The sequence below is a fragment of the Nocardiopsis suaedae genome, from assembly GCF_027706745.1.
GTDB classification, from domain to species: Bacteria; Actinomycetota; Actinomycetes; order Streptosporangiales; family Streptosporangiaceae; genus Nocardiopsis_A; species Nocardiopsis_A suaedae.
The window spans coordinates 1-15,100 of the sequence record NZ_JAQFWP010000019.1; the positions used below are offsets into that span (position 1 = coordinate 1).

Genomic DNA, 15,100 nt, shown 5'->3' on the forward strand with positions numbered 1-15,100 from the left:
CCTCCCCGCCGCGACCACGAATCTGATCGGGGTCCGATCAGCGGGAGCCGCGCGGCGGGGAGGGGTCCGGGGCGAACTCGGCGCGCAGTTCGCGGTGCAGGCCGATGCACGCCGCCACCAGCAGAGCCAGGAACGGCAGGGCGATGACCAGCGAGGCCGTCTGGATCGCCGACAGCCCGCCGGCCAGGAGCAGGACGGCCGCGGTCAGGGCGATCACCGCCCCCCACAGCACGACGAGCGGGCGGTGCGGGTGGAGCGCGCCGCGCTGGCACATCATCGCCAGCACCACCGACGCCGAATCGGCGCTGCTGACGAAGAACAGCGCGATCAGCACGATCACGGCGACCGAGGTGACCGCGGCCAGCGGCAGGTGGTCGAACATGGCGAACAGGGCGCCCTCCTCGCCGGAGGAGGCGAGCGCGTCGGAGAGCGGGGCCCCGCCCGAGAGCTGCATGCGGATGCCCGTCCCGCCCATGACCGCGAACCAGGCCAGGCTCAGCGCCGTGGGCACCACGAGCACGCCGACGATGAACTCGCGGATCGTGCGCCCGCGGGAGATGCGGGCGATGAAGGCGCCCACGAAGGGGGCCCACGACATCCACCAGGCCCAGTAGAAGACGGTCCACTCGGCCAGCCACTCATCGCCGCCGTAGACGCCGGTGCGCGAGGCCATCGGGACGATGTGCGCGGCGTACCCGCCGACCGTCTCGACGAGCGTCTGCAGGACGGGGATGCTCGGCCCGGCGACGAACACGAACGCGACCAGCAGCCCGGCCAGGGCGGCGTTGATCGTCGAGATGTGCTTGATCCCGCGGTGCAGGCCGGTCACCGCCGACAGCACGAACAGCACCATCAGCCCGGCGATGACCGAGATCGCCACCGCGGTGTTCTCGGGGACCCCGAAGGTCGAGGCCAGCCCGCTGTTGATCTGCAGCGCGCCCAGCCCCAGGGAGGTCGCCGCGCCGAAGGTGGTCAGGAAGACGACGAAGGCGTCGACGGCGCGGGAGGGCGCGCCGGAGGGCGGCCGGCCGGGCAGCACGATCGCGCTGAGCAGGTTGGGACGGCCCTTGCGGAACATCCCGTAGGCCAGCGCCAGGCCCACCAGGGCGTACAGCGACCACGGGTGCAGGCCCCAGTGGAAGACGGAGTACTCCATCGCCAGCCGCGAGGCCTCGGGGGAGTTCGGCGCGGCGGCGCCCAGAGGAGGCTCGGCCAGGTGGGACAGGGGCTCGGCGACGCCCCAGAACACCAGGCCGATGCCCATCCCCGAGGCGAACAGCATCGCCGTCCAGGAGGCCGTTCCGAACTCGGGGCGCTCGCCGTCCTCCCCCAGGCGGATGCCGCCGTAGCGGGAGAAGGCGAGGAAGAGGGCGAACACGACGAGCGCGGAGGCGACCAGCCCGTAGAGCCAGCCGGTCGAGTGGAGGACGCGGTCGAGGAGGCCTTGGGCGCCCGCCGCCAGGGAATCGGCATCGACCACGCCCCACACCACGAAGGCCAGGCACAGGGTCAGCGCGGTGCCGAGGACCACGGGGTCGATGCGATGGTCCGGCGGGGGTGCGGCGCGGTCGCGGCCGGTGGCGGCCGGGCTATGGAGCGGGGCGGATCGTTCTTTGCCGAGCATGGGGGGTTCCTTTCGCTCGCGAGCGGTGCGCGGGTCGAAGGCGCGCGGGTCGCCGGGGGCAGGGGCGAGCGGGCGGTGCGGCGGAGAATGCGCGCACCGCGGGAAGCGGGAAGGGGGCGGGCGGCCCCGGCGGAGGGTGTCGGACCCGGGGGCGCCCGCCCCGGCTCAGCCGCCGTATTCGGCGGCGGCGTCGATCAGCCAGTCGGCGAGGTAGCGGGCGAACGAGGCGCGGACGAAGATCCGGAAGCCCGGGGACCCGGCGTCGTGCCGCATCAGGATCGCGGCCGTGCGCGCGACGTCGGTCTGCGCGCACCGGTCGGAGGCGAACACCCGGGGGTGCAGGTCCAGCGCGCACCCCTTGTTCAGCACCTCCCGCGCCTTGGGGCCGGTCACCTCGACGACCGTGCGGTGGGCCGACACGTCCACCACGGCGCCGAACGCGCGGTCCAGGGCCGCCGTGAGCGTGTCCTGCAGCCCCTGCGCGGCGCCTTCCGGACCCACGAGCAGCCATTCGTCCGGGCCCAGGCCCAGCACCGTGACGCGCTCGGTGCGCGCCACCCCGCCGGGGCCCGGGAGCGCGGCGCCGAGCGCGGCCCCGATGCGCTCGGCCGCCGCGCCCCGGGGGTCCACGCGCAGCGTCACCTGGGCCAGGAAGGGCACCTCGGCGACGCGCACGGTCGAGGGGGACGAGGACGCGGCCAGGGCGTCGGCGCGCACGGCCAGCGGCGACGCGCCGTAGAGGTCAGCCGTCACGGCGTGCTCCCTCCTTGTCGTAGAACACGGGGTCGGTGATCTCGACCGGCACCAGCCGGTCGCCGACGTGCCCGTACACCGTCTGCCCGATGCGGTCCCGCCCGCCCTTGACCAGGGCCAGGGCGAACGGGGTGCCCAAGGCGGCACTGCGGTAGCTGGAGGTGACGTGGCCGAGCATCGGCACCGGGGGCTCGGGCAGCACCCGCGCCTCCACGATCTGGGTGCCCTCCGGGAGCACGCCCTCGCCCGCGGCCGGGATCAGGCCGACGAGCTGCTTGCGGTCGGTGCGGACGTTGTCCGGGCGGCTGAAGGAGCGGGCGCCGACGAAGTCCGCCTTCTTCTTGGACACCGCCCAGCCCATGCCCAGGTCCTGCGGGGTGACCGTGCCGTCGGTGTCCTGGCCGACGATGGGGAAGCCCTTCTCGGCGCGCAGCACGTGCATGGTCTCGGTGCCGTAGGGGGTGATGCCGAACGGCTCCCCGGCCGCGTACAGCGCCTCCCAGACCTGCCTGCCGTGCCACCACGGAACGTTGATCTCGAAGGCCAGCTCACCGGAGAAGCTGATCCGGCACACCCGGGCCCTGCGGCCCGCGATCGTCCCGTTGCGCCAGCTCATGAAGGGGAAGTCGGCGTTGTCCAGGTCGATCCCGGTGCACGCCCGCTCCAGCACCTCGCGCGAACGCGGCCCCGCCAGCGCGATGGTGGCCCACTGCTCGGTCACCGAGGTCAGGTGCACCCGCAGGTGCGTCCACTCGGTCTGCAGCCAGTCCTCAAGGTGCTCCAGCACCCCGGCCGCGCCCCCGCTGGTGGTGGAGAGCAGGTACCGGTTCTCCCCGGTGCGCATGACGGTCCCGTCGTCGAAGACCATCCCGTCGGCGGTGCACATCAGCCCGTACCGGATCCGGCCGAGCTTGAGCGTGCTCATCATGTTGGTGTAGACGAGGTCGAGGAACGCGGCGGCGTCCGGCCCCTGCACGTCGATCTTGCCGAGCGTGGACACGTCCTGCATGCCCACTCCGGTGCGCACCGCGCGGCACTCGCGCAGCACGGCCGCCTCCATGTCCTCGCCCGGCTGCGGGTAGTACCACGGGCGCTTCCACTGGCCCACGTTCTCGAAGGGCGCCCCCTGCGCGACGTGCCAGTCGTGCATCGCCGTCACCCGGATCGGGTCGTACAGGTCGCCCCGCTCCCGCCCGGCCAGCGCCGCGAAGGAGACGGGGCTGTAGGGCGCCCGGAAGGTGGTGGTGCCCACCTCGGACAGGTCGGCGCCCAGCAGCCCGGCGATGATGCCCGAGGACACCGTGCCCGAGGTCCGGCCCTGGTCGTGGCCGGTGCCGATGGTGGTGAAGCGCTTGATGTGCTCCACCGAGGTCAGCCCCGCCCCGACGGCCTTGCCGACGTCGGCGACCGTGGCGTCGCGCGCCAGGTCCACGAACTGGCGGCGGCCCGGCGCCTCGGGGTCGGGGTCGGGCACCCGCCACAGCGGGCGGCCCTTGGGCACCGGGTGCGGGTCGGTCTCGGGGCGGGGCGCCGCCGTGGCCTCCAGCCCGAGCCGGGAGGCCGCCTGCACCCCGGCCACCGCGCCGCTGGACAGGCACTGGGCCGTGGTGCGCAGCCCGGCCGCCGCCCCCGCCGGGTGGACGCCCGGGACGGAGCCGGAGGGCAGGAACGCCCCCGCCGCCTCGTCGTAGGCGAGGGGGCCGCGGGCCTGGGAGTACAGGTGCACCGCCGGGTTCCAGCCGCCGGAGACCAGCAGCAGGTCGCAGTCGTGGTGCTCCTCGGGGCCCAGGGCACCGGTGTCCGGGTCGAACGCGGCGAGGCGGGCGCCGGTGACGCGCTCCCCGCCGTCCGTGCCGACCACGGCGTGGCCGGTGCGCACCGGGATGCCCTGCTCGGCGCAGCGTTTGGCCCAGAACGGGGGCGCCTCCGGCCGCGCGTCGACGACCGCGGCGATCTCCACCCCGGCGCCGCTCAGGTCGAGCGCGGCCGGGTAGGCGCCGTCGTCGGTGGTGAACACGACCGCGCGCCGCCCGGGCAGGACCGCGTAGCGGTGCAGGTAGGTGCGGGCCGCCCCGGCCAGCATGGTGCCGGGGCGGTCGTTGTCGGCGAAGACCAGGGGCCGCTCGTGCGCCCCGGTCGCCAGCACCACCTCGTGGGCCCGGATGTGCCAGGTGCGCTGCCGGGTGAAGGCGTCTGGGCCCCGGTCCTCCACGGCGACCAGGTAGTTGGCGTCGTAGTGGCCGGTGACGGTGGTGCGCGGCAGCAGCCGCACCTCGGCGCGGCGGGCCAGCTCGGCCCGCGCCCGCTCCACCCACTCCATGGCCGGGGCGTGGTCGAGCAGCTCCCCGCTGCCGAGCAGGCCGCCGCCGAACTCGGTGTCGGCGTCGGCGACGACCACCCGGGCGCCGCTGCGGGCGGCGGCGAGCGCGGCGGACAGCCCGGCGGGCCCGGCGCCGACGACCAGCACGTCGCAGTGCTCGTGCACGGCGTCGTAGCGGGCGGGGTCGGGGTCGGGGGACAGGCGCCCCTGCCCGGGCAGGCCGGAGGCCTCCAGCCCGTCGCGCAGCTCCACCGTGGTGGCGGTGAGCATCGGCTCGGGGAAGGGCTTCTCGATCTGCACCAGGGCGTTGGGCTCCTCGGCGCCCGCGGACAGCACGCCGCGCGGGCGCCCGTAGCGGATGCCCGTGGCCACCTGGTGCACCCCCTGGGCCAGCAGCGCCGAGGCGAGCGTGTCCCCGGCGAAGCCCTGCAGGTCGCGGCCGTCGAAGCGGAACGCCACGGGGCGGTCGCGGTCGATCCGGCCGCCTTCGGCGAGCCTGAAGGGGCCGCTCATACCGCCACCGTCCTCTCCTGGTCCTCGTGCGCTCCGGTGTGGATCTCGTTGGTGGCGGTGTCCCGGCGGAGGTCGAACCAGCGGCGGCAGCCGGACCGGTGCATCCACCGCTCGGTGAACACGCCCTTGGGGTTGTCCCGGAAGAACAGGAACGCGGCCCACTCGGCGTCGGAGGCCGCGTACGGGTCCTTGGGGCAGGCCACTCCGGCCTGGCCGCCGTAGTGGAACTCGGTCTCGTTGCGCGGGCCGCACCACGGGCACGGGATCAGCATCATGCGTGGGCCTCCTTGGGAGGGTCGTGCGGAGGGACGGGGGACATCTAGTGCGCCACCCCGGCGGCCCCGTGCTCATCGATCAGGGCGCCGGTGGTGAACCGCTCCAGCCCGAAGGGGGCGTTGAGCGGGTGCGGCTCGTCGTTGGCGATGGTGTGGGCGAAGCACCAGCCCACCCCGGGGGTGGCCTTGAACCCGCCGGTGCCCCAGCCGCAGTTGACGTACAGGCCCTCGAAGGGGGTGCGCCCCATGACCGCCGAGGCGTCGGGGGTGACGTCGACGACCCCGCCCCAGGTGCGCACCACGTGGGCGCGGGCGAACATCGGGAACAGCTCCACGGCCGCGGCCAGCTCGCGCTCGATGGTGTGGAACGCCCCGCGCTGCCCGTAGGAGTTGTAGGCGTCGATGCCCGCGCCGAGGACCAGTTCGCCCTTGTGCGCCTGGCTGACGTACACGTGCACCGCGTTGGACATGACCACGGTCGGGTGGACCGGCTCCAGCAGCTCCGAGACCAGCGCCTGCAGCGGGTGGCTCTGCAGCGGCAGGCGCAGCCCCAGCGTGTCGGCCAGCACCGAGGTGTGCCCGGCGGCGGCCAGGGCGACCCGGCCCGCCCGGATCGGGCCGCGGGTGGTCTCGACCCCGATCACCCGGTCCCCGATCCGCTCGAAGCCGGTGACCTCGCACCCCTCGACCAGGTCCACGCCGAGCAGGTCCAGGGCGCGGGCGAAGCCCCAGGCGACGTGGTCGTGCTTGGCGATGCCCGCGCGCGGCTGCCAGGTCGCCCCCAGCACGGGGTAGCGCAGGTCGGGGGAGGTGTTCAGGATCGGGCAGGCCTCGGCGACCTGGTCGGTGTCGAGCCATTCGGCGTCGACGCCGTTGAGCCGGTTCGCGCCCACCCTGCGGACGCCGTCGCGCACCTCCTGCAGGGAGTGCGCCAGGTTCAGCACGCCCCGCTGGGAGAAGAGCAGCGGGTAGTCCAGTTCGTCCTCCAGCCCCTCCCAGAGCTTGAGCGCGTGCTCGTAGAGCCCGGCGCTCTCGTCCCAGAGGTAGTTGGAGCGGATGATCGTGGTGTTGCGGGCCATGTTCCCGCCGGCCAGCCAGCCGCGCTCCAGCACGGCGATGTTGGTGATGCCGTGGTTGACCGCCAGGTAGTAGGCGGTGGCCAGGCCGTGCCCGCCGCCGCCGACGATCACCACGTCGTAGGAGCTCTTGGGGTCGGCCGAGCGCCAGAGCCGGTCGGGGTGGTCGGGCAGGTCGGCGCCGGGCGTTCGCGGTGCCATCGGAGCCCTCCGTTCGTCCGGGGGGAGTAGAGAAGGTGCGGCGGCGGTGGCCGCGGGTCGCCGGCGACGTCGTCGTCCGCGATTCGTGAGGGCGGAGCGGGCGTCCGGGCCGGGGGCCGCTGCCACGCAACTGCCATGCAACTGAAATATCAGATGCCGTTCAGGCTAGCAGCGGGGCGGCCGAGGTCAAGGGGGTCCCGCGGGAGAAGCGGGGATGGAGCGGGACGGAGAACGGCGGATGAACCGATTCCCCGCAGGGGCTTGACCCCCGCTCCGGCCTCCGCGTACGTTGCCGTCCAGTTGATATATCAGTGTGCGTTCAGTCGTCGGGGACGGCCGGACGCGCGGTCCCGGCCCCGCCGCCGAGCCGCCCAGCCACCCACCCGCCCGCCCCGCGGCCGCGGCCGCCCCGGCGGGCGCCGCCCCGTGGTCATCACCCTCCGCCCCAAAGGAGATCCAGCATGGGTACGACCCCCCGAGTCGTGATCATCGGAGCCGGGATCGTCGGTGCCAACCTGGCCGATGAGCTGACCGAGCGCGGATGGGACCGGGTCACCGTCCTCGACCAGGGGCCCCTGCCGCTCACCGGGGGGTCCACCTCCCACGCGCCCGGCCTCGTCTACCAGACCGGCCCCTCCAAGACGATGACCGGCTTCGCCTCCTACACCGTCGACAAGTTCACCGGCCTGGAGGCCGACGGCGGCTGGTGCTTCAACCAGGTCGGCGGCCTGGAGATCGCGACCACCCCCGAACGCCTGGCCGACCTGCACCGCAAGGCCGGCTGGGCCGCCTCCTGGGGCGTGCCCGGCGAGGTCGTGGGCGCCGAGGAGTGCGCCAAGCTGCACCCCCTGCTCGACCCCGACCGGATCCTCGGCGGGTTCCACACCCCCACCGACGGCCTGGCCAAGGCCTCCCGCGTCGTGGAGGTGCTCGCCCGCCGCGCCGAGGCGCGCGGCGCCGTCTTCCAGGGCGGCACCCGCGTGGTGGGGATCCGGCAGAGCGGCGGCCGCGTCACCGGGGTGGAGACCCCGCAGGGCGAGGTCCCCGCCGACATCGTCGTGTGCTGCGCCGGGTTCTGGGGCCGCGAGGTCGGCGCCATGGCCGGGATGACGGTGCCCCTGCTGCCCATGGCCCACCAGTACGCGCGCACCGCACCGCTGCCCGAACTGGCCGGGCGCAACGACGAGCGGATCGAGGCGCGCCTGCCCATCCTGCGCCACCAGGACCGCGACCTGTACTTCCGCGAGCACGTCGACCGCCTGGGCATCGGCTCCTACGCCCACCGCCCGATCGCGGTCGGCCTGGACGAGCTGCCCCGCCTGGACACCCCCTCCGACGACGCCATGCCCTCGATGCTGGACTTCACCGGCGAGGACTTCGCCGAGTCCTGGGAGCACGGCCGCCGCCTGCTGCCCGCCCTGGAGCAGGCCCGCATCGAGGACGGGTTCAACGGGGTCTTCTCCTTCACCCCCGACGGCGGCCCCCTCATCGGGGAGTCGCCCGAGGTGGCCGGGTTCTGGATCGCCGAGGCCGTGTGGGTGACCCACTCGGCCGGCGTGGCCCGGTCCGTCGCCCAGCTCCTGGTCGAGGGCCGCAGCGAGCTCGACCTCCACGGCTGCAGCGTCCACCGGTTCGACGAGGTCGAGACCGCCGACGCCTACGTGGAGGAGACCTCCCGGCAGAACTTCATCGAGATCTATGACGTCAAGCACCCGCTCCAGCCCCGGTTCTCCCCCCGCGACCTGCGCACCAGCCCCTTCCACGCGCGGCAGAAGGAGCTCGGCGCGGTCTTCCTGGAGTCCCACGGCTGGGAGCGGCCCCACTGGTACGCGGCCAACGCGGCGCTGGCCAAGGACCTGCCCATGGACTGGCGGCCGCCCTCCCGCGACGCCTGGTCGGGCATGTTCCACGACGCCTCCGTCGTCGCGGTCGAGGCGTGGAAGACCCGCACCGCCGTGGCGATGTACGACATGACCTCTCTCAAGCGGCTGGAGGTCACCGGGCCCGGAGCGCTGGCCTACCTGAACCGTCTGACCACCGGGAAGATGGACAAGACCGTCGGCGCGGTCACCTACACCCTGATGCTCGACGACGCCGGGGGCGTGCGCAGCGACATCACCGTCGCGCGCCTGGACGAGCAGGAATTCCAGATCGGCGTCAACGGCAACATCGACCTGGACTACCTCCGGCGCGAACTCCCCGAGGACGGGAGCGTGCGGGTACGCGACATCACCGGCGGCACCTGCTGCATCGGCGTCTGGGGCCCACTGGCCCGGGACCTGGTCCAGCCGCTGAGCCGGGACGACTTCTCCCACGAGGGGCTGCGGTTCTTCCGCTGCATGCGCGCGCGCATCGCCGGGATCCCGGTCACCGCCATGCGCCTGTCCTACGTCGGCGAGCTGGGCTGGGAGATCTATACCAACGCCGAGTACGGGCAGCGGCTCTGGGACGTCCTCTTCGAGGCCGGACGGGACCTGGGCGTGGTGGCCGCCGGCCGGGCCGCCTTCAACAGCCTCCGGCTGGAGAAGGGGTACCGCGCCTGGGGTGCGGACATGACCACCGAGCACGACCCCTACGAGGCCGGGGTGGGCTTCGCCGTCCGCGCCGACAAGGGCCCCTTCATCGGGCGCGACGCGATCGCCGGGCGCGACGAGGGGTCGGTCGGGCGGCGCCTGACGTGCCTGACCGTCGACGACGGCCGCAGCGTGGTGCTCGGTTCCGAGCCGGTGCTCCTCGACGGGGCCCCCGCCGGATACGTCACCTCCGCGGCCTTCTCCCACACGCTCGGCACGCCCATCGCCTACGCGTGGCTGCCCGCGGAGGCCACGGTCGGCACGCCGGTGGAGATCCAGTACTTCGACCGGAGGGTGCGCGCCACCGTCGCCGCCGAACCCCTGGTCGACCCTGAGATGACGCGCATCCGCCGCTGACCCCGACCCCCCGCGCCGCCCCCGGCTTCGAACCCCTCACCGGGGGCGGCGCGGGGTCCATGGGCCCCCGTCGCCGGGCCGCCCGACGATCCCTCAGAGGAGGGAACATGAGCCTGTCCGTATTCGATCTGTTCAAAGTGGGCATCGGACCGTCCAGCTCGCACACGGTCGGGCCGATGCGCGCGGCCTACCTGTTCGCCACCCGGCTGCGCGGGGCCGGGACGCTGGCCCGCGTGGCCGGTGTCCGCTGCGAGCTGTTCGGCTCCCTCGGCGCGACCGGCCACGGCCACGGCAGCGTCAAGGCCGTGGTGCTCGGGCTGGCGGGGGAGCAGCCCCACCTCGTGGACCCCGTCGCGGCCGAGCCGGCGGTGCGGGCCGCGCGGGAGGAGGGCCGCCTCGTCCTCCTCGGGGAGCACAAGATCGCCTTCGCCGTCGACGACGACATCGTCCTGCACCGCAGGCGCAGGCTCGACTTCCACAGCAACGGGATGGTCTTCGAGGCCTTCGACGGCCAGGGGAACACCGTGGAGCGCCGGGAGTACTACTCGGTCGGCGGAGGGTTCGTCCTCGACGAGGACGAGGCGGGCCGCCCCGTGCTCGTGGAGGACGCGACCCCCGTGCCCCACCCCTTCCGCACCGGCGAGGAGCTGCTCGCCATCACGCGCCGCACGGGCCTGCCGGTCAGCGGCGTGATGATGGCCAACGAGCGCGTCCGCCGCACCGAGCGGGAGGTGCGGGAGGGCCTCCTGCACATCTGGTCGGTGATGCGCGAATGCGTCGACCGGGGGACGGGCGCCGAAGGCGTCCTGCCCGGAGGGCTCAGGGTCCGCCGCCGCGCCGGGGAGCTGCGCACGCGGCTGGAGGCGGGCGGCGGCGAGGGCGACGCGCTGGCCGCCCTGGAGTGGGTCACCCTGTTCGCCCTGGCCGTCAACGAGGAGAACGCCGCGGGTGGGCGGGTGGTGACCGCCCCGACCAACGGAGCGGCCGGGATCGTCCCGGCTGTCCTGCACTACGCCCAGGCGTTCCTGCCGGACTTCGGCGACGAGGAGGTGGTGCGCTTCCTGCTCACCGCCGGGGCGGTCGGGATCCTGTTCAAGGAGAACGCCTCGATCTCCGGGGCCGAGGTCGGCTGCCAGGGCGAGGTCGGCTCGGCCTGCTCCATGGCGGCGGCCGGCCTCGCCGAGGTCATCGGGGGCAGCCCTGAGCAGGTGGAGAACGCCGCCGAGATCGGCCTGGAACACAACCTGGGGCTCACCTGCGACCCGGTGGGCGGGCTCGTGCAGATCCCCTGCATCGAGCGCAACGCGGTGGCCTCGGTCAAGGCCATCACCGCCGCGCGGATGGCCGTCTACGGGGACGGCCGGCACCACGTCACCCTCGACAAGGCCATCACGACGATGCGCCAGACGGGGGCCGACATGAAGGACAAGTACAAGGAGACCGCCCGGGGCGGACTCGCTCTCAACGTCGTGGAATGCTGAGGAGCATGCGGTGGCCCGTTCGTTCGTCCTCACCCTGAGCTGCCCTGCGCGGACCGGAATCGTCCAGGCGGTCAGCTCCTACCTCTTCCAGCGCGGGTGCGACATCCGCGAATACCAGCAGTTCGACGACTCCGTCGGCGACCGCGTCTTCCTGCGCACGCAGGTCGCCTCGGACCGGGACGTCGACCTGGCCGAGCTCTCCTCCGGGTTCGAGCCGGTCGCCGCGGACTACGAGATGGACTTCTCGTTCTTCGGGGACCGCCCCGCGCGCGTCCTGGTGATGGCCTCCAAGGCCGGGCACTGCCTCAACGACCTGATCTACCGGTGGCGCGCCGGGAGCCTCGGGGCCGACATCGCCGCGGTGGTGTCCAACCACGAGGACCTGCGGCCCATGGCCCAGGCCGCGGACCTGCCCTTCGTCCACGTCCCCGTCACCCAGGAGAACAAGCCGGAGGCGGAGGCCCGCCTGCTGGAGCTCGTCGACTCCTACGGGGCCGACCTCGTCGTCCTCGCGCGCTACATGCAGATCCTGTCCGACCAGACCTGCAAGGCCCTGTACGGGCGGGCCATCAACATCCACCACTCCTTCCTGCCGGGCTTCAAGGGCGCCCGGCCCTACCACCAGGCCTACCGGCGCGGGGTCAAGCTGGTCGGCGCCACCGCGCACTACGTCACCCCCGACCTCGACGAGGGGCCGATCATCGAACAGGAGGTCATCCGCATCGACCACACCTACGACCCCGAGGCGCTGCAGACGGTGGGGCGGGACGCCGAGGCCCTGGCCCTGTCGCGGGCGGTGCGCTGGCACTGCGAGCGCCGCGTGCTGCTCAACGGCGACAGCACGGTCGTCTTCCGGTAGCGCCGTACCGCCACCGCCGCACCACCGCCCGTCCTCCCCGCCCCGGCCCGGTGCCGGGGCGGGGCCCATCTCCTTTTCTCCACCCCTCCCGCGTGAGGAGCACTTCCATGACCACCGGTGAAATCGCCCCCTCCAGCCAGGGCGAGGACCTTCCCGAGAGCCTGAAGGGAACACTTCCCGGCCGCTACTACACCGATCCGGCGATCTTCCGCGCGGAGCAGGCCGCGATCTTCGAGACGCAGTGGTTCTGCGCGGTGCTCGCGGCCGACCTGGACAAGCCCGGGCGGTTCGAGACCGTGCAGGTCGGCCGTGAGAGCGTGCTGGTGGCCCGCGGCCGGGACGGCGCGGTCAACGCCTACCTCAACGTGTGCCGCCACCGCGGCGCGCGGCTGTGCACCGAGGAGAGCGGCGAGGTGCGCCGGGCCTTCCAGTGCCCCTACCACGCCTGGACCTACTCCCTGGACGGCAAGCTCGTCTCGGCCCCCAACCTGACGTCGATGCCGGACGTGGACCGTGCCCGCTTCGGCCTGCACCGGGTGCACGTGCGCGAGTGGCTCGGGTACGTGTGGGTGTGCCTGGCCGACGAGCCGCCCTCGTTCGAGGAGACCGTCATCGGCGACGTCACCACCCGCCTGGGAACCCCCGACGCGATCGTGGGCTACCAGGTCGCCGACCTCAAGCTCGGGCGGCGCATCGAGTACGACGTGAAGGCGAACTGGAAGCAGATCGTCGAGAACTTCATGGAGTGCTACCACTGCGCGACGATCCACCCCGAGCTGACCGAGGTCCTGCCGGAGTTCGCCGACGGCCTGGCGGCCCAGTACTTCGTGGGCCACGGGGCCGAGTTCGGCCGGGACGTCGAGGGGTTCACCGTGGACGGGTCGGCCGGCCTCGAACGGATCCCGGGGGTGAACGAGGAGCAGGACCGGCGCTACTACGCCATCACGGTGCGCCCGACCGTCTTCATCAACCTCGTCCCCGACCACGTCATCTTCCACCGCATGTTCCCGCTCACCGCCGACCGCACCCTGGTCCGGTGCGACTGGCTGTACCTGCCCGAGGTCGTCGACTCCGGCGCCGACATCGACCGCTCGGTGGAGCTGTTCCACCGGGTCAACCAGCAGGACTTCGACGCCTGTGAGCGGTGCCAGCTCGCCATGGACTCCCGGTCCTACCGGGACGGCGGCGTGCTGGTGCCCAGTGAGCACCACATCGGCGAGTTCCACGACTGGGTGCGCGCGCACACCGGCTGACCTGGGAAGGCGGGGCCCCGCGTGCGCGCACGCGGGGCTTTCGGGCGTCACCTTCGTCTAGGGGGGGTTGGGTGGATCATGGCCGTAGCGAGCGGCGTCCAGGTGCGTTCATCGCGAGAACGCTGTGTTTCCCGAAAAGCAGGGGAGTCAGCCTGGGTGCGCTGTCGACCGATGAGGACGCAGCGAGGGGCGTGCCCGGGCGTCGCGCAGTAGGCCGTGATCCGCACAACACCCCCTAGTTCTCTTCGCGGTTCTCTTCGCGCGGGTACTCGAGGGGCACGCCGTCGGGGGACAGCGGGGGAGGGGCCAGCTCCGAGCTCGACGTCAGCGGCGCCGCGCCCTCCAGCGGCCGCCCGGCGTGCTCTTTGAGGAAGCAGGTGCTGACCAGGCCGATGACGCCGGCGGCGATCAGGTAGTAGCCGGGCCAGTCGAGGTCGCCGGTGGCGACGGTCGCGGCCTCGATCACCGTCGGCGCCGTGCCCGCGAACACCGACACCGACACGTTGAAGATGACCGCGAGGCCGCTGTAGCGGACCATCGTGGGCAGCAGGGCGGGCAGCGTCGAGGGGGACACCGCCGCGAAGCACACCAGCGCGGTCCCCATGATCGCCAGCCCCGCGATCTGGCCCATGAGGCCCTCGCGCAGCAGCCACACGGCCGGGAGGCCGAGCAGGACCAGGGTGGAGCTGGCCAGGATCAGGACGGGGCGGCGCCCGATCCGGTCACTGAGCCGCCCCACCGACCCGATGGCGCACATCATCAGCAGCATCGTGCCGACCTGCAGGGCCGTCACCGTCGTGCCGTCGGCGCCGCCCGCGCCGTGGCGCGGGAGGGTGCCCGACAGGTAGGCGGGGACGTGGTTGGTCAGCACGTAGTTGGTGACGTTCCAGGCGATGGTCACCCCGGCCGCCACCAGGGCCGCGGACCGGTAGTGGGCCGCGATGATCTGGACGGCGCGCCGGACCGACATCGTGGCCAGCGCCGGGGAGCGCTCCATGAGCTGGCGGAAGGCGGGGGTGTCCTCCAGCGACATGCGCAGGTACAGCCCGGTCAGCCCCAGGGGCAGGGCGAGCAGGAACGGCAGGCGCCAGCCCCAGGCGGCCAGGTCCTCGGCGGGCAGCAGCGCGATCACCGCCCCGGAGGCGGCCGCGCCCAGGGCGTAGCCCGCCAGCGTGGACAGCTCAAGGCGGCTGCCGAAGAACCCGCGCCGCCGGTCGGGCGCGTACTCGGCGATCAGGGTGAGCGCGCCGGTGTACTCGCCTCCGGCCGCGAAGCCCTGCAGCATCCGCATCAGCAGCACCAGCACCGGGGCGGCGACGCCGATGGTGCCGTGGCCGGGCACCAGGCCGAGCAGGACCGTGGCCGCGGCCATCAGCAGCATCGAGGCGGAGAGCACCCGGGTGCGGCCGAACCGGTCGCCGAGCCAGCCGAACACGAACCCGCCCAGCGGGCGCACGAGGAAGGCCGAGGCGAACGCGCCCAGGGCCAGGGCCGTGGTCCACCGGCCGGCGTCGGGGAAGAACACCCCGTTCAGCACGGCGACGGCCAGGTAGGAGTAGAGCCCGAAGTCGTACCAGGCGGCGAAGTTGCCGAGGGCGGCCGCGCCGACCGCCCTGCGGACGATGCGCTCCTCCTGCACGACGGGCGGCGTCAGGCCCCGGCGCGGCCGCCTCGGCTTGTCGGTCATGAGCCTCCTCGGTGCGGGTCCCGGTCCGCCCGAGGGGGAGCGGTGGGCCGGGGCCCAGAGGGCGAGGATTCGGGAGGTAAGTGTCGACGAGTGATATATCTCTGTTCAGCACGCGGCAACTTACGGCA

General features: G+C 73.3%; 10 protein-coding genes. 4 read left to right on the forward strand and 6 right to left on the reverse strand.

Going from position 1 to position 15,100, the window contains the following annotated elements:
* Positions 1 to 37 precede the first annotated feature (37 nt).
* The 5 genes from O4U47_RS12170 to O4U47_RS12190 all read right to left on the reverse strand — a co-directional run bounded on the left by O4U47_RS12170 (position 38) and on the right by O4U47_RS12190 (position 6,762).
* The gene (locus tag O4U47_RS12170; protein ID WP_270677928.1) at positions 38 to 1,624 is read right to left on the reverse strand and encodes a BCCT family transporter; all 1,587 of its coding nucleotides are present in this window, start codon (positions 1,622 to 1,624) and stop codon (positions 38 to 40) included.
* Between the two features lie 165 nt (positions 1,625 to 1,789).
* The gene (locus O4U47_RS12175; protein ID WP_270677929.1) at positions 1,790 to 2,377 is read right to left on the reverse strand and encodes a sarcosine oxidase subunit gamma; all 588 of its coding nucleotides are present in this window, start codon (positions 2,375 to 2,377) and stop codon (positions 1,790 to 1,792) included.
* Positions 2,367 to 5,210 carry a 2Fe-2S iron-sulfur cluster-binding protein gene (locus O4U47_RS12180; protein ID WP_270677930.1) on the reverse strand — a complete coding sequence of 948 codons (2,844 nt, stop codon included), beginning with the start codon at positions 5,208 to 5,210 and terminating at the stop codon, positions 2,367 to 2,369. Before O4U47_RS12180 ends, O4U47_RS12175 begins: the two co-directional genes overlap by 11 nt.
* Entirely contained in the window at positions 5,207 to 5,485 is a 279-nt protein-coding gene (locus tag O4U47_RS12185; protein WP_270677931.1) for a sarcosine oxidase subunit delta, read from the reverse strand. Before O4U47_RS12185 ends, O4U47_RS12180 begins: the two co-directional genes overlap by 4 nt.
* 44 nt (positions 5,486 to 5,529) lie before the next feature.
* A complete protein-coding gene (locus O4U47_RS12190; RefSeq protein ID WP_270677932.1) occupies positions 5,530 to 6,762 on the reverse strand; it encodes a sarcosine oxidase subunit beta family protein in 1,233 nt (410 codons plus the stop codon).
* A gap of 461 nt (positions 6,763 to 7,223) precedes the next feature.
* Between O4U47_RS12190 and O4U47_RS12195 the strand changes: the two genes are divergently transcribed.
* From O4U47_RS12195 to O4U47_RS12210, 4 genes are all read left to right on the forward strand, one after another.
* Positions 7,224 to 9,692, forward strand: a complete 2,469-nt coding sequence (locus O4U47_RS12195) for a GcvT family protein (protein WP_270677933.1) — start codon at positions 7,224 to 7,226, stop codon at positions 9,690 to 9,692.
* Between the two features lie 107 nt (positions 9,693 to 9,799).
* Positions 9,800 to 11,173, forward strand: a complete 1,374-nt coding sequence (locus O4U47_RS12200) for an L-serine ammonia-lyase (protein ID WP_270677934.1) — start codon at positions 9,800 to 9,802, stop codon at positions 11,171 to 11,173.
* Positions 11,174 to 11,183: 10 nt separating this feature from the next.
* Positions 11,184 to 12,032: a formyltetrahydrofolate deformylase gene (purU, locus tag O4U47_RS12205; RefSeq protein WP_270677935.1), complete on the forward strand. Its 849-nt coding sequence runs from the start codon at positions 11,184 to 11,186 to the stop codon at positions 12,030 to 12,032.
* Between the two features lie 107 nt (positions 12,033 to 12,139).
* The gene (locus O4U47_RS12210; RefSeq protein ID WP_270677936.1) at positions 12,140 to 13,285 is read left to right on the forward strand and encodes an aromatic ring-hydroxylating oxygenase subunit alpha; all 1,146 of its coding nucleotides are present in this window, start codon (positions 12,140 to 12,142) and stop codon (positions 13,283 to 13,285) included.
* A 235-nt stretch (positions 13,286 to 13,520) separates the two neighbouring features.
* On the opposite strand, the gene O4U47_RS12215 is transcribed toward O4U47_RS12210, so the two are convergent.
* Entirely contained in the window at positions 13,521 to 14,972 is a 1,452-nt protein-coding gene (locus O4U47_RS12215) for an MFS transporter (protein WP_270677937.1), read from the reverse strand.
* Between the last annotated feature and the right edge of the window lie 128 nt (positions 14,973 to 15,100).

What these genes read in the sequence shown, in the direction of transcription:
- O4U47_RS12170 (WP_270677928.1), bottom strand. Translation starts at nt 1,624, where the DNA reads ATGCTCGGCAAAGAACGATCCGCCCCGCTCCATAGCCCGGCCGCCACC.
- O4U47_RS12180 (WP_270677930.1), bottom strand. Translation starts at nt 5,210, where the DNA reads ATGAGCGGCCCCTTCAGGCTCGCCGAAGGCGGCCGGATCGACCGCGAC.
- O4U47_RS12185 (WP_270677931.1), bottom strand. Translation starts at nt 5,485, where the DNA reads ATGATGCTGATCCCGTGCCCGTGGTGCGGCCCGCGCAACGAGACCGAG.
- O4U47_RS12190 (WP_270677932.1), bottom strand. Translation starts at nt 6,762, where the DNA reads ATGGCACCGCGAACGCCCGGCGCCGACCTGCCCGACCACCCCGACCGG.
- O4U47_RS12195 (WP_270677933.1), top strand. Translation starts at nt 7,224, where the DNA reads ATGGGTACGACCCCCCGAGTCGTGATCATCGGAGCCGGGATCGTCGGT.
- O4U47_RS12200 (WP_270677934.1), top strand. Translation starts at nt 9,800, where the DNA reads ATGAGCCTGTCCGTATTCGATCTGTTCAAAGTGGGCATCGGACCGTCC.
- O4U47_RS12210 (WP_270677936.1), top strand. Translation starts at nt 12,140, where the DNA reads ATGACCACCGGTGAAATCGCCCCCTCCAGCCAGGGCGAGGACCTTCCC.
- O4U47_RS12215 (WP_270677937.1), bottom strand. Translation starts at nt 14,972, where the DNA reads ATGACCGACAAGCCGAGGCGGCCGCGCCGGGGCCTGACGCCGCCCGTC.